The following is a 23,860-nucleotide window of genomic DNA, read 5'->3' on the forward strand; positions in this document are numbered from 1 at the left end:
CGTAATCACCATCAATATCACAGACATTTTCTAAGATATAGAAATAGAAACCAAATCTTTTCTTATCCAATTCTGTAAGCGAACAGGAACTATCGAACCCCGTAATATCACAAAGCAATTTAAAATGCTTTTCAAGTTTCTTGTTTAAAATAATAAAGTCTGTAACAGTAGCCATCTTAATTATTCCTTAACGATTGTAGTCTGTAATTCCCAAAACGCCCGATCACGCATCTTTGCTACCTGCTTTTTACCATCGACATACAGGCTGTAGTGCTTCTCAAGCTGACGAATCTGCCCCATCAAAGACTCTTGTTCATTCTTATCATCGATGTTAAAAACTGCTTTAATATCAGCATTTTTTATCTCAGATACGCGGTGTATCACCCATGTGAGAATATATGAAGCGTAATTATTCTCACCAGTTTTGAAGTGAGTTATTTCTTGGGTGGACAAGATTGCGCCAACCCCATACTCACGTCCTTCTTTCAGAATCTTACGTAAGCTTGAAAAATCCTGACGCATAAAGTTATCGGCTTCGTCCACGAGAATCATCTTGGTGAGCTGACGATAGTCGCCTCTTACAACCGGTTTACCACGCTTTTGCATCTGAGCATAAAATAGGTCCAATGTCAGCGCGACTACCAGGTTTTGAACTTCCGGCGGATAGCCAGCCAATTCAATTACAGTGACTCCATCAATCAATTCGTAGAGACTTGTCATATGTTCAGGAACAGTTTCGAATATCTTGTAACGAGCCAGTTTGGACAATGCTGCGTATAATGAATCCTCTTCAACTTTCTCCTGATCGAGGAACCGTTGCCACACATCTTCAATCGTTGGCGCGGTTCTTGACCATGTAGAAGGATCTTCTGGTGAAATACCCGCTGCGTCATAACATTCAAGAATGAGATTTTCTAACTTAAGCTGCTGTTTATGGCCCAAACCATAAGCTTTAGCCATCGTTTCGGACAACCCGCCTGCAGTATGGATCGGCAACATTGGAGTGTCACCAAACAATGACAAGGGATTGTAGGGAAGCTTGAACAACTTGTATTTTCTAGCATTTGTTGCATGGAGGAAAGCTTCATCCACGTAGTCTGATTTATAATCGAAAATAAGTAAGCCAATGGGTTTACCATCAACGTTACAAGTCTGATTACGCATAAGCTGAGTAACTAATGACTTAGTAAACTGGGTTTTACCAGTTCCCATTGTGCCAATAATCCCCGTATTGGTATTCATAAACTTCGCTGTATTAGTTGGCTCCCAGTATAGTGGATATTGATGTACGGCATCATGGCCGAATAATACCTGTAATGGTTTATCATTCCTTACATAAGTTATCGATGTCTCTTCAGGCTTGGATGTTTCTTCTAATTCATTTGTTATTTCATGAACCACTGATGCTGTATGTGTAATTATCTTATCTGAATTTTCCACAATGCTATCACATGCCGGTTTAAGAATATATTTCTCAGGCACACGATAGCGTTCCGCTAATGATTCTTGACCGCCTTGCGAAGTAATCAATGATGACAACAGCGAATAAGGAATTTCAATCTGTAAAATATTATCTGCCGTCTCTTTATAAGATAGATCAAAGCAGGTTCCACTATCTACATGTGCGACAATAAAGCCTTCCGCATAGTTATTCAGTTCACCTAAATGATAATCACCCGTTAGCCACCATTCGCGTCGATTAAGTAATGGCGAGAGTTTAGAGTTATCTAAAACACCATAGAGACGCAATTTTTCTACCTGCATAAGTACCTGGCGAATGAAAAGCGCTCGATATAGCTGTGAAGCCAAGGTTTTAGGCTCCAGGATATCTTGCTCCAGGTAACGTTTTAGTTCGCGTGCCTGCTGACCTGCGTAATTGTAGTCAGGGCGTGCACCCGTTTTAACTTCAAGTGGTAATAAATAAAGATTATCCTCTTTAAAACCAACAAAAAGGACATCGTCTGAGATAGCTCCTTTGCGATATCCCTGAAGATTTCGTGATAAATCGCTTTCTTTCATTTTCAGCCCGACATTACCTGACACTCGAATCATTTCTGCAACCGAAAGAGGAATCCAGCAAATATCGGATTTGCTCAACATTGATTGCACAAATTTATACGCACCAATGATGCCGTGCTTCTCCTTACGTTCTTTATCGCTAGAGCGCAACATTTTCAATAACCACTCGCCGTTAAAGGCATTGAACTCCGCAAGCAAATGTTGACTGTCCACTGCACGCTGATCAGATTGATTCTCTGTCTTAAGCAGACGAAGAAATAAGTCAACTTGTTTAGTCACTGTAACGGCATCATAACCTGCACAACTAGTGTATTGATCAGAATAGTGAATGAGCACGACATCTTTCTGATTTGTGAAAAAATCAAGCGTTACTTTAGGATCTATAATAGTCGTCCAAAGTGCACTATTATAAGAATAGTTAAGAAGTTGTTTAAAACTACCGCTGACAGCCAAGCCAATTCCCTGTCCGTGATACTGACTATTACTCTGTCGTGCAGGCTGCCACAGGCAACCAATTAAATGAGCCAATCGTAAAGCGATATAAGGTGCAGTATCAACGCCACGTAAGCCAAATGCAGTAAAGTAAGCATCTCCTTGCGTTTCCGCGCCTTCTCCCGCAATTAGTCCATGGCAAAGAACCCCGCTCGAAGCATCTTCAATGCGAATTTGCCGGCAATCCACCGGGGCCGTATTGGTGAAAAAAGCTAAATGGGCATACGCAAGATTTTCACTTTCAGACGGCAACACGAATTTGCTAAATGTTAACCGGCTGCGCAAAAGATCAATCAGCATATCAGCTTCAGCACGCCATGATCCGCTATTAAGATCCAGGTCATTTTTAAGCTGATCATAGCTACCACTTTCAGCAAAGTGGTCGAACATGTTAGGTAATAAATGTACGTCATAGCAGTTAACATGTATTGCAATAGCGTCTTCTTTTTCCTGTTTAAAATATTCTACTAATCCTAAAAAAAGCTCTTTTGCATTACCTTGGTTAATAGCATTAACAATTAATGCGTTGTTCCCTGCACTTTGAAATAGTCGAGCATAAGCATCCGTGAACTCATTGAGTTTATCTTTTACCAAACGCTTAACGTAGTCATGACTCACCTGACGCTGAGGCACAACTTCAATCCAGAAGCGGTTTTCCTCCATCGGTTGCAATTGCGCATATTCATGTTCACTATGGTAAACAAAAGGCATTAATCCGGATACAACAAGACGATCAAGTGTTATGGATGGTAAAGTTGCGAATGATCCCGAAGCTTGCTTTTCAAACTCTGATACAATAGCTTCTGCCAGCTGTAAATGATAAGCAAGTACCAAGGGATGCAGCGGAGATAACCGCTCACAAGAATCGATGCGACATACACCAAGCTCTAAAAGGCGTTTTTCTTGTGAGGTCAATGCTCTGCTCAAACTAATTTGCTGTAATTGCGCTTCAAAAGTATGGATAATGTAACTAATCAAAGTACGATATTCAGATGACCACGACACCAGGCTAGGCAATGTATTTCGGCTTTCATAATAAGCAAATAGCTGCTTGTAGGCATTATGAAGTTCAGGGTAAATAATCAGAAGTTCATCCAGTTCAAAAAATCTATCGTCGCTTTCAATACCAAGTAAACGGTGATCAATTAGTGAGGCTTCAAGTATCAATAGCTGTTGGCGTACACCAACAACTTTATGCTCGGTATTTTCAAGTATAATGCGACCCTTTGATCTGTTATAGGTTGCATTTCCCTCTTCTTTGAAAAGTTTGCTAAAACGGCTCTGGTCGAAAAGTAACGGCAACGTTAACCCTTCTTCAGCTCCCGGTCCCTCGATATTAAACAACAGACGTGAATCACCCGAAGTGAGCGTAAACTGAACCAAATCACTTTGATTCGCTAAAGTATCAAAATTAACTAAAGCATATTGATGGCAATCAATATCCTCACTTTCCCCATCCAGCATGTAGGATAAACTTCCTGACTCTGCAATGCGAAGCTCATTATCTTCAAGTTGTAATGTTATTTGTCCTTTGCCGGGTTCTATACGGTAGCAATGTTGAATTTCTCTTAACCAGAACTGGCCTTGTTCAACGAGCAAAAGTCGGAATTTATATTCTTCCGCGGAATTATTGCGATTAGTGATTTCTAGGCTAAAGAAGCTCGGCTTACCATCAAATGGTACCGATGCCATAATCCGAGACGTTTTCCCGCCTGCCCGGCTAGTTCGCCAAAAATGTTCTTTTTTTAGTTGCCTGTGATGGGCTATTTTTATCTGGTCATCCTGAAGATCATTCCCTTGAAAACTAAACTCCAGCTCTACAATCGACTGCCCAGGTACAACCTGAACCAGCAAACTTATATCGCGCTTTCCCGCCTTACTCGCACTCTTAGCTCGTTGCCAAATCTCACCGTTTTCTACCGTAACGGTTTCAAGTACAAGCTTTTGCTCACTATTCAGCTCTTTCTCTTTTCTGTACGCAGAGAAATCAAGCTCGCGCCAATCATCTTTATCAACGAAGTGCTCCTGAATGAATTTAGTACTAAATTCTGTAAGAACGTTTTCCAGTTGCCCACTGTAACGCTCTACACAGTCTTCAATCTGACGATATAATTTCCTGTTTTCATTAAGCCTAGTACGCAATTGTTTTTGACTAAAGTTAAGCAGTTCATCATCTTTGAAGAGATGGAGCTCTGAGAAATCTAAATTACCATCCTCCAACAGACGGTATAAAGATGAAAAACCAAATACAGTAGCACCTTCGTCAAGTACTGTTGCGAGTTGATCATCTAACAAACAACGGGACAACTCTGAGCGATTACTGTCAGTGGTAATTAGTTTTTCCAACTGATGGCAAAATGTTTGCGGGTACCAGATGGCATCAGGATCCGCCACGTCTTTTGTACTGTTGATTAGAGTATCAAGCATGCTGTTGTGAATGATTAACAACGCCGTTTGGGCAAAAGCTCCGCTTCGTCCCGCTACCTTATCGCGAAGATGAGAAATGTAGTTTTCAGTAAATGCGGGAGTTTCACCACCATGCAAAACAGGAATAAGCTGCACATCATTACAGGACAGGATTGGTACAAATTGGCCAGGAGCAATCTCAAGTTTTTTTTCATCGGACAGTTCTACAAACGCCTGCCAGAGTTTTAAAGCATTATCAGGATCTGGAGATTTGAACTGGTAGCGTTCACCTGGCTGAATGATATCGCTAACCCATTCAATGAAAGTTTCTGCTAAATAAATTTCATACTGTTTTACGGACATACACTGCATCTCCACTGTCACTCATTCGCTCCACATTCCCCATGCGCTCATAAAACGCTACCAACGTCTGAGCCGATTGGTTATCGAGATAAAAACCGCGCTGTTCAAAGCCGCTTAGTAACTCATGCAATCTGAGTTTATCATTTTTACCAACAGTAAGATTGGTCAGTAACAATAGACGATCCTGATTCAATACAAGTACTTTTCCCGCACGACCACGAACCTGAATAAAGTCTGTACAAATCTCGCTTTCCAGTTCATTCGTATATTTACGATTCACAGTTGCGCGATCTTTTTTACCCTGGAATTGTTCAAGGGATACCGAGATTAACTGTTTGAATGCACCTTCCAGGTTTGTAACACGTTCACGTGAAGCAAGACCGCGATCTTCTATGAATGCTTGTAAATAATTATTAAGATCCTCTATTATCTTTGGAGATGAGCCAAGATCATTCAAAGTGTCCTGGTAAATTTGCCATAGGGGACGTTTTTTCTCACCTTTTCCCCATTGCAAAATTTCTAATGCAGAGAGTATAGGGAAAAGTTTTTCACTTTGACTTGCGAATAATTTATATCCATAACGTTTAACTTTTTCCCGTTCAGAGCTGGCTTTTTCGCTATCAAGTATAAAAAATAAAGATTTGCTTTGTGGTTCGCCTTCCTGCCAGTTATCCACATTAAGAGCTAACTGTGCGCACCAACTAAAAGCGTATAAGCGCAAAGTATTGGTCAATTCCTGTAAAAGGTATTGCGGATGTTGGGATAAAAACTCCAGATCTGATTGAAAACAGGTAACCATGTATGGGAGGTATGGTTGTTCATCCGGAAATGGGCCTTTGCCCAGCACTTTTACTTTTTCATTAAGCTTATTCAACATTTCTTGCTCAATGAAGTTGATTTTATCTTGAATCGGATACTTAAGGCTTAAGTCACCCATCAAATTAGCAAAAAGTGTTCCTAAACGCTTATCTGCTGCCGAGCCTTCACTTATTTTATCGCCTGTAAATTGAGCATGAAAAAGTAAAAATAGTGGAGAGACACGAAAAATATCTTTATTGGAGAAGTACATTCGCTCAAGCACATTCCAAAAAGAGGGTTCATCAAGCAATTCCTGTAGATGCATTTTGCAGTCTTCACGGAATTGCTCAGGATTATAAGCCTCAACTTTACGCTTAAGAGCATAACTAAGCACTAATCCAGTGACAAATTGCCAGTTGATGTCGTTATTTTTATTACGTATCGGCAAGTAACTATCTAACTGATTATTACCAACTTTTAATACCGCGCTAATAGGATACATTCCTTTACCCCTCCATTCCACTGATGGTTATCATATCTTCATCTGCTTTCGCGCGATAAACGCGAGAATTACCATCATAAAATTTTATATCACTACTCGATTTGGCCTGGTCAGTAATCAGCTCAATAAGTTCGTCCAAAAGCACTATGGCATTCTTATCATATTTATTAGGACGATAGCCATTGTTCAGTTTGTGTAAAAGTTCAAAGAGATTCAGCCCGACATGAACAGGGGGAAGTGAGTTTTGTCCTACCTTTAAGTAGATGTCAAAACCCGTTGGATGAGCGGTATGTTTATTATGAATAGCTTCCCAATCAGGTTTCACTTCTACCGGTGCAGTTAATTTAACTCCTCCAAATTCTCCCAAGAAGAACTCTTCTTTTTGCATACTTAATTCCGGCGCTTTACGGTTTGCATAGCGCTGTAATCCTGCTATGAGTTCAAAAGCATAAAATCGATTGAGCAATTTTTTTTGTTCTGGATTGGCAGTGTAATTCTTGTGCATGTGCCAAATTTCTGAATAACGCTCGAAAAGTGCTTCACTAAAGAATTCTGAAAATTTTTGGTGGTAGTCATTGCCTAAAGATTCATATTGCAATAACCAGAAGAGCCTAATCAATGAGGCTGCTTCTCCAGATTGAGCACTTTGGCGGTCAAATTTAATATGTAACATCTCGAGTGCGCCCAGGAAACTATCGAGCTCTGAGTCAGTCAATCCTAACTCATAACGTAAAATAAACTGATCAAGTTCATATGTATGTAGTCTTGCTGGATCAAAATCAGCGATTTTTTTAATCAAATCATTCTCAGCAATTGAGAAGAGATTATCGAATAGATAACCAGGCCCCATAATAAGATGATATATAAAGTCCAGTAATGTTCTTGTTGTAACAAATTGGTCCTTGATTAATCTTGCTTTAAAGAGCTGAGTGATAATAACGTCCTGTACCCCAGGCAAACTTAATAATTTAAAGTTAGCTACCTCTTTTAAATGCGGATTTCTAGCTTCTTCATTCCTAAAAATAAAATAGAATAAATTATCGTCTTCTTCCTTCGTCAAGTTATTTAGTAATGACTTAATGAAAGTTGAGTACTGTTTATTTTCATCAAAGTGAAATTTTGGGTAGTGCTCAAAATCAAAGAAAGAATAGTGGGCTTGTTGATATGGACGTTTCCCATCCGGTTTTACAGATAAAAATCTGTCGATGGTGGAACGAATTATCTTATGGCGTTCAGCTCCTTCTCTGGCAAAATTAGCTAGCATGCCAGTATTAATGCCTATCAGAAGAGGTTGCGAATAGTGATGATTTCTGTCAAACAAATCATTTAATGCATCGATGGCTGACTGGCGAGGGGCGAAACTATGTGTTGCATCAAGGTGGAAGCTAAACTTATGCTGGTAACGAGGATCTGACTTACAACGAGTTAAAATCTCGGATTTCCCGTCGCCGCTACTCCCGCACAAAAAGATTATTTCACCTGGCTTCGCAGTATCCAAGTATTGTTGCAAATCACTCTCAATGTCTTGTTTAACAAAGAGTTGTGATTTCAGCTGATCGAATTCATCCTTTTGACGATCTGTCACTGTAGTAACGGAAAATGAAGATGACTTCGCAAGTACATTCAGCGCTTGACGTAATGTGATCGCACTCATAACCGCAGGATCCCTAGGGAAAAATAAAAACCATTCTATATAAATGAATCTGTTATCTCTACTGAACATTCCGCAACATCAGTGATCTAACACATCTCATAGATGATAACTCTCTAAGGTCATCATCTTTGTGTTAGCTAGCCACTACTTTCTCAAAGTCATTTTGCCGTATTCTCTCCACAAATTTACACCATTCGCGCAGCGTCTAGTGCGTATTTGAATAGTGGGGCTTCAGGTACTTTCATAACCCAAAAATACTCGTGTTCTATATGGTACATCACATGCTTCGCATGTGGCCTTCTACCAAATTCAGATTCAGCGAGAAAGCTCTTAGCCAAAATCATGGATGTTCGGTAGGAGGCTTTAACATATATGCACAGCCACTTAAATCAAATTAATTATCCATTATATACAACCCAGCGTAATGCTAAGGCCGTTAGTGCGCGGAAATTCGTTGAATTTGAAAAAGTTACTATAGCGGAAAAGATACACAATAATCGAATTTTTGACACAAAAAAAGCCGCCTTTAAGCGACTTCTTTCACATCTTTTGGTGCCGAAGGCCGGACTCGAACCGGCACGTATTTCTACGGTTGATTTTGAATCAACTGCGTCTACCGATTTCGCCACTTCGGCACTGAAGGGGATGCGGAAACGTTGTGGATTATACCTGTCGCGCGCCGCCATGCAAGCGACGACGCGCGAAACCCGCGCTAAGTGCCCAAAAAACCAGCGCCCTGGTTACTCCAGCTCAGACACTGCAAGACGAATCACCCCTGCCGCCTTCTGCTCCGGCAGCGCCAGCACCTTCGCCCACATCTCCTGCACCATATCGCAGGAGAGCTTCTCCTTGCCCACCGCCTTCTCCGGCATCTGCAACAGCTGGATGTCCTCGCCGTACTTATCGGCAAGCGCCTTCATAACCGGCCGGACATCCTCGACAGCCGCCTCACGTTCGGCCTGCGTCACGGTGTGGCGGTTTTTGCCGTAGGCCGCACGCATCATGTCGGCGTCGGCCTGCATGCGCCGCGTCATCAGGTCTTTATCCAGCATGCGCATCGGATTCACGCCGCCCTTCACCGTCGGGTAGAGGAAGCGGAAGCAGGCGTCGTCGCTCACCTTCTGGATGGCGGCGGTCTGCTCCATATTGATGGTCATGTAGTTCACCACGTTGGCGTCCGGGGCGTTTTGCAGACGCGACATCTGCAAATGCAGGATCTGCGGCTGGATGGTGTCGATAATCTGCTGCTCCGGCTCGCCGGCCTTTTGCAGGGCGGCCATCTGGTCGAGGATGCGCTGATGCAGCGCGGGCTCCTGCTCCTTAATCACCTGCCAGGCAGGCATCGCGTTGAGGGTGGTATCAATCTGCGCTTCCGGAGCGCGTTGCCTGTCAAAGAACACCCAGAACGCCACGGCGGCGGCCGCGACAATAACAACGACCGTACTGATCCACGTTTTTTTCATCTCGCATCCTTATCCTTGAGTTGTGCCGGTTTACACCGGCACGCCGCTGTGGAAGCGAAACTCGTGGTCCGGTGTCGAGATAAGTGTGGCTTCAATTTCGCCAAAAAGCTGTATGCGCGGTGAGATATCGTCGTCGCTCACCTGCTGGGCCAGCGTCAGGTAGTCCTGATAATGGCGCGCTTCCGAGCGCAGCAGCGAGAGATAGAACTTCTGTAAGTCATCGTCGAGGAACAGGGCCAGCGCGGCGAAGCGTTCGCAGGAGCGGGCTTCGATGTAGGCGCCGCAGATGAGCTTGTCGATCAGCGTCAGGGGTTCGTGAGTGCGCACTTCCTTCAGCATCCCTTTGGCGTAGCGGCTGGCGGTGATTTTGACGTACGGAATATCGCGGGCCAGCATCGCCTCACGCACCTGCCAGAAATGGTGCAGCTCCTCTTTAATCAGCAGCACCATGCTGTCGATGAGCGCCTGGCCCCACGGGTCGTCGGTTTTGGGCATCACGGTTTTGCCAATCTGCCTGTGCAGGGCGATGAAGTCCGGCTCCGGGCCGTCGCGGAAGGTGAACTGTTCGTAGGGCTTGAGCCAGTCGAGCAGCGCATCGGCACCGCTTTCGTCGGCGACGTATTTACGCACCAGCAGCAGCGCGGTCTGGGCGGCCTTGAGCTCGCACACCATGTGGTCGGTGAGCAGCAGCGGCAGGTTCGCCGGGTCGCGGGCTTTATCAATCCATGCTTGCGGGGTCGGGCACTGGAGGAAGTTGAGTACGGGGGCGAGTATCTGCGGGTAATCCATGGTTCTGCCTTGAAAAAAGCGGTGGCGCGCGCCACCGCCTGAAACGCTTAGTGACGCACGCCGTCGTCGTCTTCGTCGATGAAATCTTCGTCGTCGCCTTCTTCGCCGTCTTCACCGTTCGGATCTTCGAAGTAGGTCCCCCAGCCGTCGTATTCCACTTCAAACTTCTCGGCCAGGTTCATCAGCTGTTCGACCTGCGCGTCGATCAGCTCCGCCTTCAGCGCGCCTTCGCTCAGGATGTCGCAGCAGATGACGGTGTCGCCCTCTTCCACTTCCAGCTCTTCCGGCTCGGTCACTTCGTAGCCGAGCTTGAAGGCCTCTACCGCCATTTTTTCCAGCGCGTCGAAATCATCCGCAGAGAAATGGTGCTCGATGGTGTACAGCGCGTCCGGATCGCTACCGTCTTCCAGCAGTTCTTCAATAATCAGACGCGTCTCTTCGCGTTGCTCTTCCAGGTGTTCCGGGTTTGCCATGGCTCAATCCTCTTTAAAGTGCGGCAGATACTTCTATTTTCACACACGGACGGGTTTGCCTCCACCTTTGTTGGAAAGATTTGTGAAACGGGGTTGCAAATGAATAATTACACATATAAAGTGAATTTTAATTCAATAAGTGGCGTTCGCCATGCGAGGATAAAATGTCTGATCTGTACAAGAAACACTTTCTGAAATTGCTCGACTTTACCCCTGCACAGTTCACTTCTCTGCTGACCCTTGCCGCACAGCTCAAAGCCGATAAAAAAAATGGCAAGGAAGTACAAAAGCTTACTGGCAAAAACATCGCGCTCATCTTCGAAAAAGACTCGACCCGTACACGTTGCTCTTTCGAAGTTGCCGCATTTGACCAGGGCGCGCGCGTTACCTATTTAGGGCCGAGCGGCAGCCAGATTGGGCATAAAGAGTCAATTAAGGATACCGCACGGGTGCTCGGGCGGATGTACGACGGCATTCAGTACCGCGGCCACGGCCAGGAAGTCGTCGAGACGCTGGCGCAGTATGCTGGCGTGCCGGTGTGGAACGGGCTGACCAACGAGTTCCACCCGACGCAGCTGCTGGCGGATCTGCTGACCATGCAGGAGCACCTGCCGGGCAAGGCGTTTAACGAGATGACGCTGGTCTACGCGGGCGACGCGCGCAACAACATGGGCAACTCGATGCTGGAAGCGGCGGCGCTGACCGGGCTGGATCTACGCCTGGTGGCCCCGAAGGCCTGTTGGCCGGAAGAGAGCCTGGTGGCAGAGTGCAGCGCGCTGGCGGAAAAGCACGGCGGGAAAATCACCCTGACGGAAGACGTGGCGGCGGGCGTGAAGGGCGCGGACTTTATCTATACCGACGTGTGGGTGTCGATGGGCGAAGCCAAAGAGAAGTGGGCGGAGCGTATCGCGCTGCTGCGCGGGTATCAGGTGAACGCGCAGATGATGGCGCTCACCGGCAACCCGGACGTGAAGTTCCTGCACTGTCTGCCGGCGTTCCATGACGACCAGACCACGCTCGGCAAGCAGATGGCGAAAGAGTTCGATCTGCACGGCGGGATGGAAGTGTCGGACGAGGTGTTTGAGTCACCGGCGAGCATCGTGTTCGACCAGGCGGAAAACCGGATGCATACGATTAAGGCGGTGATGGTGGCGACGCTTGGGGAGTGATTGGGTCCTCTGAGCGCTGGTGCCCTCACCCCGGCCCTCTCCCACGGGGAGAGGGAGAAAAACCTAAAAACGACAACAGCGTTATCGTCAGGCAGAAAAATTCATTTTACTGACGCTTTCTCAACTAGACATTAACCATAATAAGAATTTATGTTTTTATTAACCATTATTTATTGAGTAGATAATGGTTAATATCAGGTCATTATCAATTACAAAACACCGTATATTATCGGCGTAATATTTCCTTATTGCTGCATTTCATTAATAAGGATTTTTTATGTCATGGAATAAACATGAAGCTGTGTCATACGCCCGTAGCCACGCACTAACCCATACTGGACACTATTGCGCTCGAGCAATCGCCGCCGCCATTCGAGCCGGAGGGCTTAAAATCGAAGGGGCAAACGCTAAGGATTTCTGGCGTTCTCTTGAAAAAGCAGGATTCTCAAAAGTCTATGGCACTCCCATAGAGGGGGATATCGCGGTGATTGATGCCTTGCCCGGCCCGAATCAGTACGGGCATGTCTGTATTTACGATGGCGCTGGAACCTGGTATTCAGATTTTAAACAGAGAACACTGTACCCGGGGCCAACCTATCGCCAACTTCAGCCAGCAATAACCTTATACAGGCATTATTAATATGAATAAGCTCATCTTAATTGTGTTATTCAGCACAGCAGCATTGGGGGCCGAAGATTTTCAGATACCGATGCAGCGCGCCCTTGAATTCAATCGCTGGTACGTCAAACAAGTGAACAACGATCGTTATCCCATCCAACAGGGAAATGAAATCGATAAGTTCGTTACGGCCAGCACCATGAAAAAATTACGTCATGCAGACGATCCCCGTTATGCCGACGCTGAATTTTACGAGGCGGATTTTTTTATGAAATCGCAGTATATCGGCGAGGACTGGGCTGAGAATGTGGCTATTGATTCGTATGATTCAGACCCGGTCTGTGTAAACGTGAATATCACGTTTGGCAAAAAGACCCAGCACACCGTCATTGATTGCATGGTGAAAGAAGATGGGATCTGGAAAATCCAGTCTGTCGCCGCTCGGGATAATAATTGATGTCCCCCGCTAACAATAATGTAGCCGCCTTTGTTGCCGGGTGGCGCTGCGCTTACCCGGCCTACAAGTCCCGTAGGCCCGTGCAAGCGAAGCGCCGCCGGGCAAACCGGCTCCATTTCATTGATTTTTCACCCCGAAAAAGGTACGTTTTCGCCTTAATTCCAGCGTGGACATACCAGCATTATGCCGATTATTCAGTCTGTTGAACGTGCGTTGCAGATCCTCGACCTGTTCAACGAGCAGGCCACCGAGCTTAAGATCACCGACATCAGCAAACTGATGGGGCTGAGCAAGAGTACCCTCCACTCGCTGCTGAAAACCCTCCAGCTTCACGGCTATATCGATCAGAACCCGGAGAACGGTAAGTATCGCCTCGGCATGAAGCTGGTCGAGCGCGGGCATTTTGTCGTGGGCTCGATGGATATTCGGCAGAAGGCGAAAGGCTGGCTGACGGAGCTGTCCCGGCGAACCGGGCAGACTACCCATCTGGGGATCCTGGACGGGCGTGAAGGGGTCTATATCGAGAAGATTGAAGGCAAGCTCGCTGCCATCGCCTATTCGCGCATCGGCCGCCGCCTGCCGGTTCACGCCACCGCCATCGGCAAGGTGTTGATTGCCTGGCTGGGCGAGGCCGAGCTGAACGCCCTGCTGGAGGGCTATCAGTACACCACCTATACCCCTTCTACCCTTGCCTCTCGCGAAGCCTTAATGAGTGCCCTGGCGCAGACCCGCGAGCAGGGCTATGCCCTGGATAGCGAAGAGAACGAGCAGGGCGTGCGCTGCGTGGCGGTGCCGGTGTGGAACCACGAGTCCCGCGTCATTGCTGCCCTGAGCCTGTCGACGCTGACCTCCCGCGTGGACGACGCAGAGCTGGCTGATTTCCGCGAGCAGCTTCAGCAGGCCGGGCTCCAGCTCTCACGCGCGCTGGGCTACCCGGCCTGAGCCGTCAGACCGGCTCGTAGGTGAAGTAGTCGAAGTCAGCGTGGCAGCCGTCGCCGCTGATGTCCTCGCAGTGCAGTCCCACAAACGCGCCGGTGAAGAAGCCGCGCCCGCCGATATAGTCATCCGACAGCTTCCACGCCTCATACGTCACCGGCACGGTGTGCCATGTCTCGCCGTCGAACGAGTAGATGTAGCGGTAGACCAGCGCATCCACATCCACCCTTAGCCAGACGCTCTCCGCACTCTCCGGCACGGGAATGGGCTGCTCGTGCAGCGGCCACGACGGCACGTTGTGGTCGAGCTGAATAACCTTAATCGTTCTGCCCTGCCCCTCCTCGTAGTCCACAAAGCAGTAGCTCCAGTTTTTGCTGTTGTAGTAGCAGGTCAGCCCCGCGCTCTGCTGGAAGTGAACCGGCGAGAACTGCATCCGCGTCTCGGCCCGGAAGATGAAGTGCTGCCAGCGGCGCGCCACGGTCGACTGGGTAAAGGTCGAGTTGAGCGAGTCGTTGCCGTACAACCGTAAATAGCCGGGGCGCGCGGTGAGCGAGCCGAGGGTGTCGTCGAACGGAATGCGCAGGGTCTGCAGTTCCGAGTCAAGCGTGCTGACATCGAAATCATCCCGCCAGCTACCCTGAACCGCGCCAGGCTGCTCCGCCACCTGCGGGCCTTTCACGGTCAGCTGCGCGTGCTTACCGCCCTCCACGTACGGCCAGCCATCGCGCCATTCAATGCGGGCGATGCCGGTCTCGCGCCCCAGCGGACAGTAACCGCGTCCGCCTGAGGCCAGCAGCGGCACGCCGGGCAGGCGCAGCGGGCGGCTGGTAAGGTAGGCCATATACCACTCCCCGGTGTGGGTTTGCAGCAGCGAGCCGTGGCCGCTCTTTTGCAGCGGGTTCTCCGGCAGGTGCCAGCTGGTCATCATCGTCACATCCGGGTGAAGCTCGTACGGCCCGTCGATGGTTTTTGCACGCAGCACCACGACGGCGTGCTCGTAGCTGGTGCCGCCTTCGGCAACCATCAGGTAGTACCATCCCGCGTGGCGATAAAGATGCGCCCCTTCGGTGTAGCAGAGCGGCGTGCCGGTAAACAGCGTTTTGCGCTCGGGCGAGAGGGTGCCGGTCTGCGGGTCAAACGCCTGCATCACGATGGTGTTGTGCGGGTTGCTGTGATGGCGCGGCCCCCACGGGCGGTAGAGGTAGTATTTGCGGCCATCGTCGTCGTGGAACAGGGACGGATCGAACCCGCCGTTGCCCATCGGGACCGGCTCGCTCCATGGCCCCTCAATGGACGGCGCGGTGACGAGGAAGTTGCGGCCATTTTTCCACGGCGAATCGACAATCTTCACGTCGGTATAGAGCAGCCAGAATTTGCCGTCGGCGTAGCTCAGGCACGGCGCCCAGATACCGCCGGAGTCCGGGTTGCCCTTCATGTCCAGCATCGACACACGGTCCAGCGGCGTGCTGACCAGCGACCAGTTTTTCAGGTCGCGGGAGTGATAGATGCGCACGCCCGGGAACCACTCGAAGGTCGAGGTGGCGATGTAGTAGTCCTCGCCCTGGCGGCACAGGGACGGGTCCGGGTTGAAGCCGGTGAGTATCGGGTTAGTGATTTCCATGTTGCCTCCGGTTAATGGGATGCGGCTGTCGCGGCGTCGGGAATGGCCTCGCCCTGCGCCGCGCGGTGCTTGATCAGCTGCTGGCTGATGGCCTCCACGCGGGCGTCGGTGAGCTTATAAAACGACAGCATGATGAACATGCCCGCATAGAGCACCACGGGCACCACGCAGAACAGAATTTTGATGGTGGTGAGCACCTCGACCGGCTGCACGCTGCTGCTGGCGGAGTAGTTCACGTACGCCAGGATCCAGCCCACCACTGCCCCGCCAATCGCCAGGCCAATCTTCAGGCTGAACAGGTAGGTGGAGAACACCAGCCCGTCCAGGCGTCGCCCGCTGCGGCTCTCCTCGTAATCCACCACGTCAGAGGCCATCAGCCATTGCAGCGGCGTGGTGGTGTTAAACACAAACAGGAACAGGATGTTGAGGGCGAAAATCAGCGCAATATGCTCCGCCGGGGTGACGAAAATCAGCAGGCTAATCAGCGAGTAGGCGACGATGATCCACTTAAAGGCGGTAACGCGGTCGAAGCGGCCCAGCAGACGAGACGAGCAGAGCGAGCCGAACATGGTGGCGAGGCTGCCGTAGAGTAAAAACTGGGTCGCCATCTCCGGGTGATCCATCACGTATTTCACGAAGTAGAGCGTCGCCCCGCCGCGCACCACGTTGGAGCAGGTCGCCATCATCTTGAAGGCGCACATGATCCGCCACTGGCCGTTGCCCAGCAGCAGCTTAAGATCTTTCGCCACCGACGAGCCAGGCTGCACTTCAAAGGTGTAGCGCTCTTTGGTGGTGAAGAAGCAGACATAAAGCAGGACCACGCCGCTCAGACCCAGCACGCACATGGCGCCGAAATAGCCCACCTGCTCGTTCCCTTTGCCGATGATGCTGACCAGCGGCAGCGCGATGCCGCTGATGGCGAGCGACCCCGCGGCGGCGAGGAAGAAACGCCAGGACTGAAGGGCATGACGCTCTTTCGGGTCGGCGGTGATCACCCCCGGCATGGCACAGTACGGGACGTTAACGAAGGTGTAGACCAGAGTCAGCAGAATGTAGGTCACGCAGGCGTAGATGATTTTGCCCTGCGCGGAGAAGTCCGGCGTGTAGAAGGTCAGCATGCAGACGATGCCAAACGGGATGGCGCCCCACAGCAGGAACGGGCGGAACTGGCCGTGGCGCGTGCGGGTGCGATCTACCAGCAGCCCCATCAGCGGATCGGTCACGGCGTCGAGCACGCGGGAAACTAAAAACAGCGTCCCCATTATGCCCGCGGAGAGACCGAACACGTCGGTGTAGAAATAGGCCAGCAGGAACATCGTGGCCTGCCAGACGAAGCCGCAGGCGGTATCACCCAGCCCGTAGCCAATTTTGTCTTTCATGGTTAATTGCGTCATCAGAATTACACCCTTATGTAGTGTGCTGAATTACAACATCGTGTTAATGGAGTGTAATGAGCTGTTCAATTAACCAGCAATGATCATATCTTATTTCTGAATTACGTTATTTTGCTTTTGTGACGCCAACGATATATCGCAACTTATTGTTTAAATTAGAAAATTAAAGACAAGCAAAAACCGCCCGCAGAATATTTCCCGCAGACGGTTTTCTCTCAAAAAAATAATTAAAGGCCGAGCGCTTTTTTACCGGCGTTAATTACCTCAATGATTTTATCGGTGTCATAAATACAGCCTTTCCAGGTGCCGCCGCTCACGGACTGTAATGCCGCCCACAGCCGGGTATCGTCAGGCAAAAAGTCGTGAGCGTGCAGGTCCGGGTGCGTCTGCCGCCGCGCCAGCTCGCGCGCGCCCTCTTCCGGCGTCAGCGGGTTGTCCGCGGTACCGATGAAGTTCACGCTACCGGTCAGAGTCAGGCGGTCCACGGCAATCTCAATGATGTCGTTATCGCGCAGCTTACCAATCGGCCCTCCCGCCAGCGCCTCCGGCGATACGTGGCCGAAGCAGGCGCCCGTCGACACGCCCGAGAAGCGCGCATCGGTGATGAGCGACACCGTCTTGCCCCACGAGATGTGTTTGAGCGCGGAGGTGAGCTGGTAGGTCTCTTCCATGCCAGTGCCGGACGGTCCACCGCCGATCACCACCATGATATCGCCCTGCTTAATCTCTTCCCGCTTGATGGCCTTAATCGCCTGCGCCTCCGAGACAAACACCCGCACCCGGCCGGTGTGGCGGTAAACGCCATCTTCACCCACCACCGACGGGTCGATCGCCGTGGCCTTGATCACCGATCCTTCCGGCGCGATGTTGCCCGTCGGGAAGCAGACCGTCGAGGTCAGCCCTTTCGCTTTTGCCTTCTCCGGCGGCAGGATCACGTCATCCGGCTCCACGCCGTCCTGCTCGCGCAGGCACTGGCGGAAGCGCTTACGGCGCTCGGACGTCTGCCACCAGTCGAGGTTGTCGCCTACCGTCTGGCCGGTGACGGTCATGGCGTCCAGATGCAGCAGGCCGAGATCGCGCAGGTGGAGCATCACCTCCGGCACGCCGCCCGCGAGGAAGGCGCGCACGGTCGGGTGATAGTCCGGGCCGTTGGGCAGCACGCTTACCAGGCGCGGCACCCTGTGGTTGACGCGCGTCCAGTGTTCAACGTCCGGGATCGTGCAGCCCGCCGCGTGAGCGATGGCCGGAATATGCAGCAGTAAATTGGTGGAGCCGCCGAACGCCGCGTGGATCACCATCGCGTTTTCGATGGCTTTGTCAGTCAGGATATCCCGCGTGGTGATGCCGCGGTTATCCAGCTCGCTGACCGCCCGCGCCGACTGGCGGGCGATCTCCAGCCACACCGCCTGTCCGGACGGCGCCAGCGCGGAGTGCGGCAACGCCAGACCCAGCGCTTCTGCGACCACCTGCGAGGTGCCCGCCGTGCCGAGGAACTGACACCCGCCGCCCGGCGAGGCGCAGGCGCGACAGCCCAGCTCGGCGGCCTCCTGCAAGGAGAGTTCGTGGTTGGCGAAGCGCGCGCCGATGGTCTGCACTTTGCCCGCGTCTTCCCCTACGGTGGGCGGCAGCGTCGCCCCGCCCGGCACCAGAATGGTCGGCAGATCGTGCATGGAAGCCAGCGCAATCATGGTGGCGGGCAGCCCTTTATCACAGGTTGCCACGCCGATCACCGCCCGCCGCGTCGGGAGAGAGCGGATCAGACGGCGAAACACGATCGCCGCGTCGTTGCGGTACGGCAGGGAGTCGAACATACCGTGCGTGCCCTGCGAGCGACCGTCGCACGGATCGCTGACGAAAGCGGCGAACGGGATCCCGCCGTTGCGGGTGATCTCCTTCGCCGCCGCCTGCATCTGCATGCCGATTTCCCAGTGCCCGGTGTGGTAGCCCAGCGCGACCGGACGCCCGTCTCCGGCGCGGATCCCGCCCTGGGTGCCGATGATCAGCACCTCTTTGCCAGTCAGCTTGTTGGCGTCCCAGCCCATTCCGGCGTTCTGCGTCATGCCGAACAGGTTGCCGCTGGGGGATTCCATCAGCATCTGCGGGGTCAGCGGCAGCGCGCCCTGCGGCCCCGCCGCGTGGGTGATCACCGCATAAAACGCGTCGTCCTGTGGGGTGAAAATTTTCTCAATGGTCATCGTTATCGTCCGGCTCAGCAGAGTTTGAGCTGTTGTAACAGGGTTTTCAGCTGCGCCTTGCGCGGCTCGTCCAGCGGCGAGGCTGGCGGCAGGACGTGCGTAGAAATCGGACGACCGCAGAGCACGATCGCCTCTTTAATGACGTTCACAAACGGCGTATCCAGCTGATACATCTGCGGGATTTGCAGCAGGGTCTGATGATACTCAGCCGCTTTCGCCACGTCGTTATCCCGCCAGGCTTTCAGAAGATTTACCGACACCTGTGGGGCAAAGTTGCCGCTGGCCGAGATCGCCCCGTCGCCGCCTAGCAGCAGGGTATTAAACAGATGATCGTCGTAGCCGCACAGCACCGTGAAATGAGGATGGGCGCCTTTAACGGTGTGGATCATGCTGCGCAGGTGAGCGACGGAGTCGATGGTGTCTTTGATGCCGACGATGTTACTGCGCGAGTCGGCGAGGGTTTTCACCAGCGCCGGGGTCAGATCCTGCCCGGTCAGCGCCGGGAAGTTATAGAGTATCACCGGCAGCGTGACGCTGTCGGCCACCTGCTCGAAATAGCGGATCAGGTTCGCTTCCGATACTTTCCAGTAGTAAGGGTTGATCACCACGATGCCGTCCGCGCCCGCCTGCTGCGCGTGCTGGCTCAGCTCAATGGTTTCCCGGGCGTTGGTGCCGCCGGTGCCGATCAGGACCGGCACACGACGATCGACATGATCGATCGCAAACCGGGCAATGGTTTTACGCTCTTCGGCGCTGAGCTGGGAGAACTCGCCGCCGCTGCCCAGGAAGAACAGGCCGTCGACGCCCGCAGCAATCAGATCGTCGATCAGCGCGGCGGTACCCGGTTTATCGAGCTGGCCATCGGCGGTAAAAATGGTGGAGACAGGGGGAATGATACCCGTGAACAACGCGGACTGCGGCATGAGATCTCCTTGCTGAATCATTTTGTTCTACATTATAGAACAGCGTTCATTAATTTAACGATCATACTATGACGCAGAAAAAGCGCAGGTAAATGGGAGATGAGGAGGGAGTGCGGGAAGTTTAAGCTGGATCACATTATGCGTGGGTGCGGTCTGGTGCCCTCACCCTAACCCTCTCCCAAGGGGAGAGGGAACTTTTACACCCTCTCCCAAGGGGAGAGGGCCGGGGTGAGGGGTTACTCTACCAGCATCTTCACCACAACCTTACGCACCTGCGCCGGCGCTCCCGCCGCGCACAGCGGCTTATGCACTTCGCCCGGCCAGAACACCACAAAATCCCCTTCGCTCAGCACCACGGTTTTCTCCCGCTCGCCTTCCGGCAGGAACGCGATGTCTTTGTCCGCCAGCCAGTCGGTGTCCGGCGTACCGTGCGGCAGGGTACTGAAGGTCATCCCTTCCTGACCTTTTAGCACAATCTGAATATCCAGATAGCGTGCATGGTATTCAGCGCGACGCTCGGCGAACGGCTGGGTCATGTCCTCCGAAACCAGATAAAACAGGCTGTTGCCATTGATGTCGTGCTTACCGGTCGGCGTTGCGTCGGTGACGTGGGCCTTAACGTGCTCAATGGCCTGGCGCAGCTCTTCTGGCAACCAGGACTGGAGATGATGAATATTGCCAATAATCATGATACAACCCTCAGATTAAAACATTGTTTCATTTTTATGTTTTATACGAGAATTGCCTCTTCCATACCAGCCCTTTTTTGACAAGATTTGCGTCAGCGCATGTTTATCGGGAAATGTGTTAATCCACTGTTAATTGCACACAGGCATTTATGCAGTGGTTATGCATAACCTCATTTCATGCACGTTGCACATAGGATCTAACTCACTGAATTTAAAACATAACTCACAAAACCTGTTGGTGTATCACACTTTACCACTTTGGTTATTTCCTTTAAAAATCCATAATTATTTATTGATTTCTCTTAAGTGAAAAATAGTTAACTGTCATTATTGCATAGCTATTCCCGTGACAACATTTTATCCATTAAAATCAACAACATAACTAAATATTTCAAAGCGTGTGATTCTACAAAATAATAACAACTTCAAATATTGCCACCCGTTCCTGCTTAGCTATTCATCCCTTAATAATATGAAATTAATCATTATCTGATACGAATCATGCAATTGAAAATAAACTGCTCAATATCGGTTTTCGCGTGAGCAATGTCACAATAACCATTATTTAAGCGCCTACTATAAATCACGAAATCAATTGAGCTTAGCCGCCATGAAATTAAACACATCACATGGCGCATGCCCTTTTTATTCTGAAAAAAAGTTAAAGGAATAATTATGGAAAAGCATTACGTCGGTTCTGAAATTGGTCAATTGCGTAGCGTTATGCTGCACCGTCCTAATTTAAGTCTGAAACGGTTAACCCCCTCAAACTGTCAGGAGCTGCTATTTGATGACGTGCTCTCGGTTGAACGGGCGGGTGAAGAGCATGACATCTTCGCAAACACGCTGCGCGAGCAGGGTGTGGAAGTCCTGCTGTTGACCGACCTTCTTACGCAAACGCTTGATATTGCTGAAGCAAAAGCCTGGCTTCTTGAAACACAAATCTCCGACTATCGCCTGGGGCCAACCTTTGCCGCCGACGTGCGTGGCTGGCTGGCGGATATGCCGCACCGCGAACTGGCGCGCAGATTAAGCGGCGGATTAACCTACGGTGAAATTCCGGCGGCCATTAAAAATATGGTGGTCGATACCCACACGGCGAATGATTTTATTATGAAGCCGCTGCCGAACCACTTATTTACCCGCGATACCTCCTGCTGGATATATAACGGCGTCTCCATTAATCCGATGGCGAAACCCGCCCGCCAGCGTGAAACCAATAACCTGCGGGCAATATATCGCTGGCACCCCGCATTTGCCGACGGCGAGTTTATTAAGTATTTCGGCGACGAGAATATTAATTACGACCACGCCACTCTGGAAGGCGGCGACGTATTAGTGATTGGTCGCGGGGCGGTACTGATCGGCATGTCCGAGCGCACGACGCCGCAGGGCGTGGAGTTCCTCGCCAACAGCCTGTTTAAACATCGCCAGGCCGAGCGCGTGATTGCCGTTGAGCTGCCGAAACACCGCTCCTGCATGCACCTCGACACCGTGATGACCCACATCGACGTGGATACCTTCTCCGTTTACCCGGAAGTGGTGCGCAAGGACGCCCAGTGCTGGACGCTCACCCCGGACGGACGCGGCGGCCTGCTGCGCACCCAGGAAACCGACCTGCTGCACGCCATCGAGAAAGCCCTCGGCATTAACCACGTCCGCCTGATCACCACCGGCGGCGACGCCTTTGAAGCCGAACGCGAGCAGTGGAACGACGCTAACAACGTCCTGACCCTCCGCCCGGGCGTGGTGATCGGCTACGAGCGCAACGTCTGGACCAACGAGAAGTACGACAAAGCAGGCATCACCGTGCTGTCGATCCCGGGCGACGAGCTGGGACGCGGTCGCGGCGGCGCGCGCTGCATGAGCTGCCCACTGGAACGCGACGGAATTTAAAGGAGCCATCATGGAACGAAAACCCACTCTGGTTGTAGCCCTTGGCGGCAACGCGCTGCTCAAGCGCGGCGAGCCGCTTGAAGCGGACATCCAGCGCCAGAACATTGAGCAGGCCGCCCGCACCATCGCCGGCTTAACGGAACAGTGGCGCGTGGTGCTGGTGCACGGCAACGGCCCGCAGGTCGGACTGCTGGCGCTGCAAAACAGCGCCTACGACAAAGTCACTCCCTACCCGCTGGACGTTCTTGGCGCCGAAAGCCAGGGAATGATCGGCTACATGCTCCAGCAGGCGCTGAAAAACAATCTGCCCCAGCGCGAGGTCAGCGTCCTGCTCACGCAGGTGGAAGTGGACGCCGCCGACCCGGCGTTCAGCAACCCGACCAAGTACATCGGCCCGGTCTACAGCGAAGCCCAGGCTAAAGCGCTGGCCGCGGAAAAAGGCTGGGTGTTTAAGGCCGACGGCAGCTACTTCCGCCGCGTGGTGCCGTCGCCGCAGCCGAAGCGCATCGTCGAGAGTGACGCCATCACGGCGCTGATTCAGCGCGACCACCTGGTGATCTGCAACGGCGGCGGCGGCGTGCCGGTGGTGGAAAACGCCAACGGCTATCGCGGCATTGAGGCGGTGATCGACAAAGACCTCTCCGCCGCCCTGCTAGCGCGCCAGATCGAGGCCGATGCCCTGCTGATCCTCACCGATGCCGACGCGGTGTACCTCGACTGGGGCAAGCCAACCCAACGTCCGCTGGCGCAGGTGACGCCGGAGCTGCTCAGAGGCATGCAGTTCGACGCCGGCTCGATGGGGCCGAAAGTGGCCGCCTGCCGCGAGTTTGTTGAGGCCTGCAACGGCATTGCCGGGATCGGCGCACTGGCCGACGGCGCGGAGATCCTGGCGGGCGAGAAAGGCACGTTGATTCGTAACTGAGTCGTTTTCCCCTCACCCTAACCCTCTCCCACAGGGAGGGGGAATGTACGCCCCCTCTCCCTGTGGGAGAGGGCCGGGGT

18 protein-coding genes and 1 tRNA gene are annotated in these 23,860 nt (G+C 51.5%); 7 read left to right on the forward strand and 12 right to left on the reverse strand.

Translation table 11 applies throughout. The features are described from left to right. Nucleotides 1–180 precede the first annotated feature (180 nt). The 7 genes from dptH to rraB form a co-directional block, all read right to left on the reverse strand. Nucleotides 181–5,280 (reverse strand): DNA phosphorothioation-dependent restriction protein DptH, encoded by a 5,100-nt coding sequence (gene dptH, locus IM290_RS06590; protein ID WP_193042688.1) that lies wholly within the window; start codon nucleotides 5,278–5,280, stop codon nucleotides 181–183. Beyond that, entirely contained in the window at nucleotides 5,261–6,580 is a 1,320-nt protein-coding gene (gene dptG, locus IM290_RS06595; RefSeq protein ID WP_134691031.1) for a DNA phosphorothioation-dependent restriction protein DptG, read from the reverse strand. Before dptG ends, dptH begins: the two co-directional genes overlap by 20 nt. 4 nt (nucleotides 6,581–6,584) lie before the next feature. Then, nucleotides 6,585–8,234 carry a DNA phosphorothioation-dependent restriction protein DptF gene (gene dptF / locus IM290_RS06600; protein ID WP_193354475.1) on the reverse strand — a complete coding sequence of 550 codons (1,650 nt, stop codon included), beginning with the start codon at nucleotides 8,232–8,234 and terminating at the stop codon, nucleotides 6,585–6,587. Nucleotides 8,235–8,784: 550 nt separating this feature from the next. Further along, nucleotides 8,785–8,869 (reverse strand) — tRNA-Leu (locus tag IM290_RS06605). 105 nt (nucleotides 8,870–8,974) lie between these two features. Beyond that, complete coding sequence (locus IM290_RS06610; protein WP_126543202.1) at nucleotides 8,975–9,697, reverse strand: topoisomerase II; 723 nt, start codon at nucleotides 9,695–9,697, stop codon at nucleotides 8,975–8,977. A gap of 30 nt (nucleotides 9,698–9,727) precedes the next feature. Then, entirely contained in the window at nucleotides 9,728–10,486 is a 759-nt protein-coding gene (gene miaE, locus IM290_RS06615) for a tRNA isopentenyl-2-thiomethyl-A-37 hydroxylase MiaE (protein WP_193042279.1), read from the reverse strand. A gap of 47 nt (nucleotides 10,487–10,533) precedes the next feature. Next, nucleotides 10,534–10,959 carry a ribonuclease E inhibitor RraB gene (gene rraB / locus IM290_RS06620; protein ID WP_119935749.1) on the reverse strand — a complete coding sequence of 142 codons (426 nt, stop codon included), beginning with the start codon at nucleotides 10,957–10,959 and terminating at the stop codon, nucleotides 10,534–10,536. A gap of 99 nt (nucleotides 10,960–11,058) precedes the next feature. Here rraB and IM290_RS21585 point away from each other — a divergent pair, with 99 nt between their 5' ends. The 5 genes from IM290_RS21585 (at nucleotide 11,059) to xynR (ending at nucleotide 14,146) form a co-directional block, all read left to right on the forward strand. After that, nucleotides 11,059–11,154, forward strand: a complete 96-nt coding sequence (locus IM290_RS21585) for a hypothetical protein (protein ID WP_213083700.1) — start codon at nucleotides 11,059–11,061, stop codon at nucleotides 11,152–11,154. Then, complete coding sequence (gene argF, locus IM290_RS06625) at nucleotides 11,124–12,128, forward strand: ornithine carbamoyltransferase (RefSeq protein ID WP_193042278.1); 1,005 nt, start codon at nucleotides 11,124–11,126, stop codon at nucleotides 12,126–12,128. The genes IM290_RS21585 and argF overlap by 31 nt, the downstream gene beginning before the upstream one ends. Nucleotides 12,129–12,405: 277 nt before the next feature. Further along, a complete protein-coding gene (locus IM290_RS06630) occupies nucleotides 12,406–12,768 on the forward strand; it encodes a hypothetical protein (RefSeq protein ID WP_017383896.1) in 363 nt (120 codons plus the stop codon). A 1-nt stretch (nucleotide 12,769) separates the two neighbouring features. Further along, the gene (locus tag IM290_RS06635) at nucleotides 12,770–13,204 is read left to right on the forward strand and encodes a DUF3828 domain-containing protein (RefSeq protein ID WP_023334327.1); all 435 of its coding nucleotides are present in this window, start codon (nucleotides 12,770–12,772) and stop codon (nucleotides 13,202–13,204) included. A gap of 183 nt (nucleotides 13,205–13,387) precedes the next feature. Next, nucleotides 13,388–14,146, forward strand: coding sequence for a DNA-binding transcriptional repressor XynR (gene xynR / locus IM290_RS06640; protein ID WP_032670692.1), 759 nt, complete (start codon nucleotides 13,388–13,390; stop codon nucleotides 14,144–14,146). Between the two features lie 4 nt (nucleotides 14,147–14,150). Here the strand turns inward: xynR and IM290_RS06645 are convergent, their stop codons facing one another. From IM290_RS06645 to IM290_RS06665, 5 genes are all read right to left on the reverse strand, one after another. After that, the gene (locus IM290_RS06645; RefSeq protein WP_193042277.1) at nucleotides 14,151–15,761 is read right to left on the reverse strand and encodes a glycoside hydrolase family 43 protein; all 1,611 of its coding nucleotides are present in this window, start codon (nucleotides 15,759–15,761) and stop codon (nucleotides 14,151–14,153) included. A gap of 11 nt (nucleotides 15,762–15,772) precedes the next feature. Next, a complete protein-coding gene (locus IM290_RS06650) occupies nucleotides 15,773–17,155 on the reverse strand; it encodes an MFS transporter (protein ID WP_193042276.1) in 1,383 nt (460 codons plus the stop codon). A gap of 227 nt (nucleotides 17,156–17,382) precedes the next feature. Further along, entirely contained in the window at nucleotides 17,383–19,350 is a 1,968-nt protein-coding gene (gene yagF, locus IM290_RS06655) for a xylonate dehydratase YagF (protein ID WP_193042275.1), read from the reverse strand. Nucleotides 19,351–19,364: 14 nt separating this feature from the next. Next, nucleotides 19,365–20,273, reverse strand: a complete 909-nt coding sequence (yagE, locus tag IM290_RS06660; RefSeq protein WP_017694631.1) for a 2-keto-3-deoxygluconate aldolase — start codon at nucleotides 20,271–20,273, stop codon at nucleotides 19,365–19,367. Nucleotides 20,274–20,509: 236 nt separating this feature from the next. After that, the gene (locus IM290_RS06665) at nucleotides 20,510–20,962 is read right to left on the reverse strand and encodes a YhcH/YjgK/YiaL family protein (RefSeq protein WP_077580394.1); all 453 of its coding nucleotides are present in this window, start codon (nucleotides 20,960–20,962) and stop codon (nucleotides 20,510–20,512) included. Between the two features lie 675 nt (nucleotides 20,963–21,637). On the opposite strand from IM290_RS06665, the gene arcA reads away from it, so the two are divergent. Then, complete coding sequence (arcA, locus tag IM290_RS06670; RefSeq protein WP_193042274.1) at nucleotides 21,638–22,858, forward strand: arginine deiminase; 1,221 nt, start codon at nucleotides 21,638–21,640, stop codon at nucleotides 22,856–22,858. A gap of 10 nt (nucleotides 22,859–22,868) precedes the next feature. Beyond that, nucleotides 22,869–23,780, forward strand: coding sequence for a carbamate kinase (gene arcC, locus IM290_RS06675; RefSeq protein WP_045348354.1), 912 nt, complete (start codon nucleotides 22,869–22,871; stop codon nucleotides 23,778–23,780). The last annotated feature ends 80 nt before the right edge of the window (nucleotides 23,781–23,860 follow it).

It is taken from the genome of Enterobacter cloacae complex sp. S1 (assembly GCF_014930525.1).
GTDB lineage: Bacteria > Pseudomonadota > Gammaproteobacteria > Enterobacterales > Enterobacteriaceae > Enterobacter > Enterobacter hormaechei_C.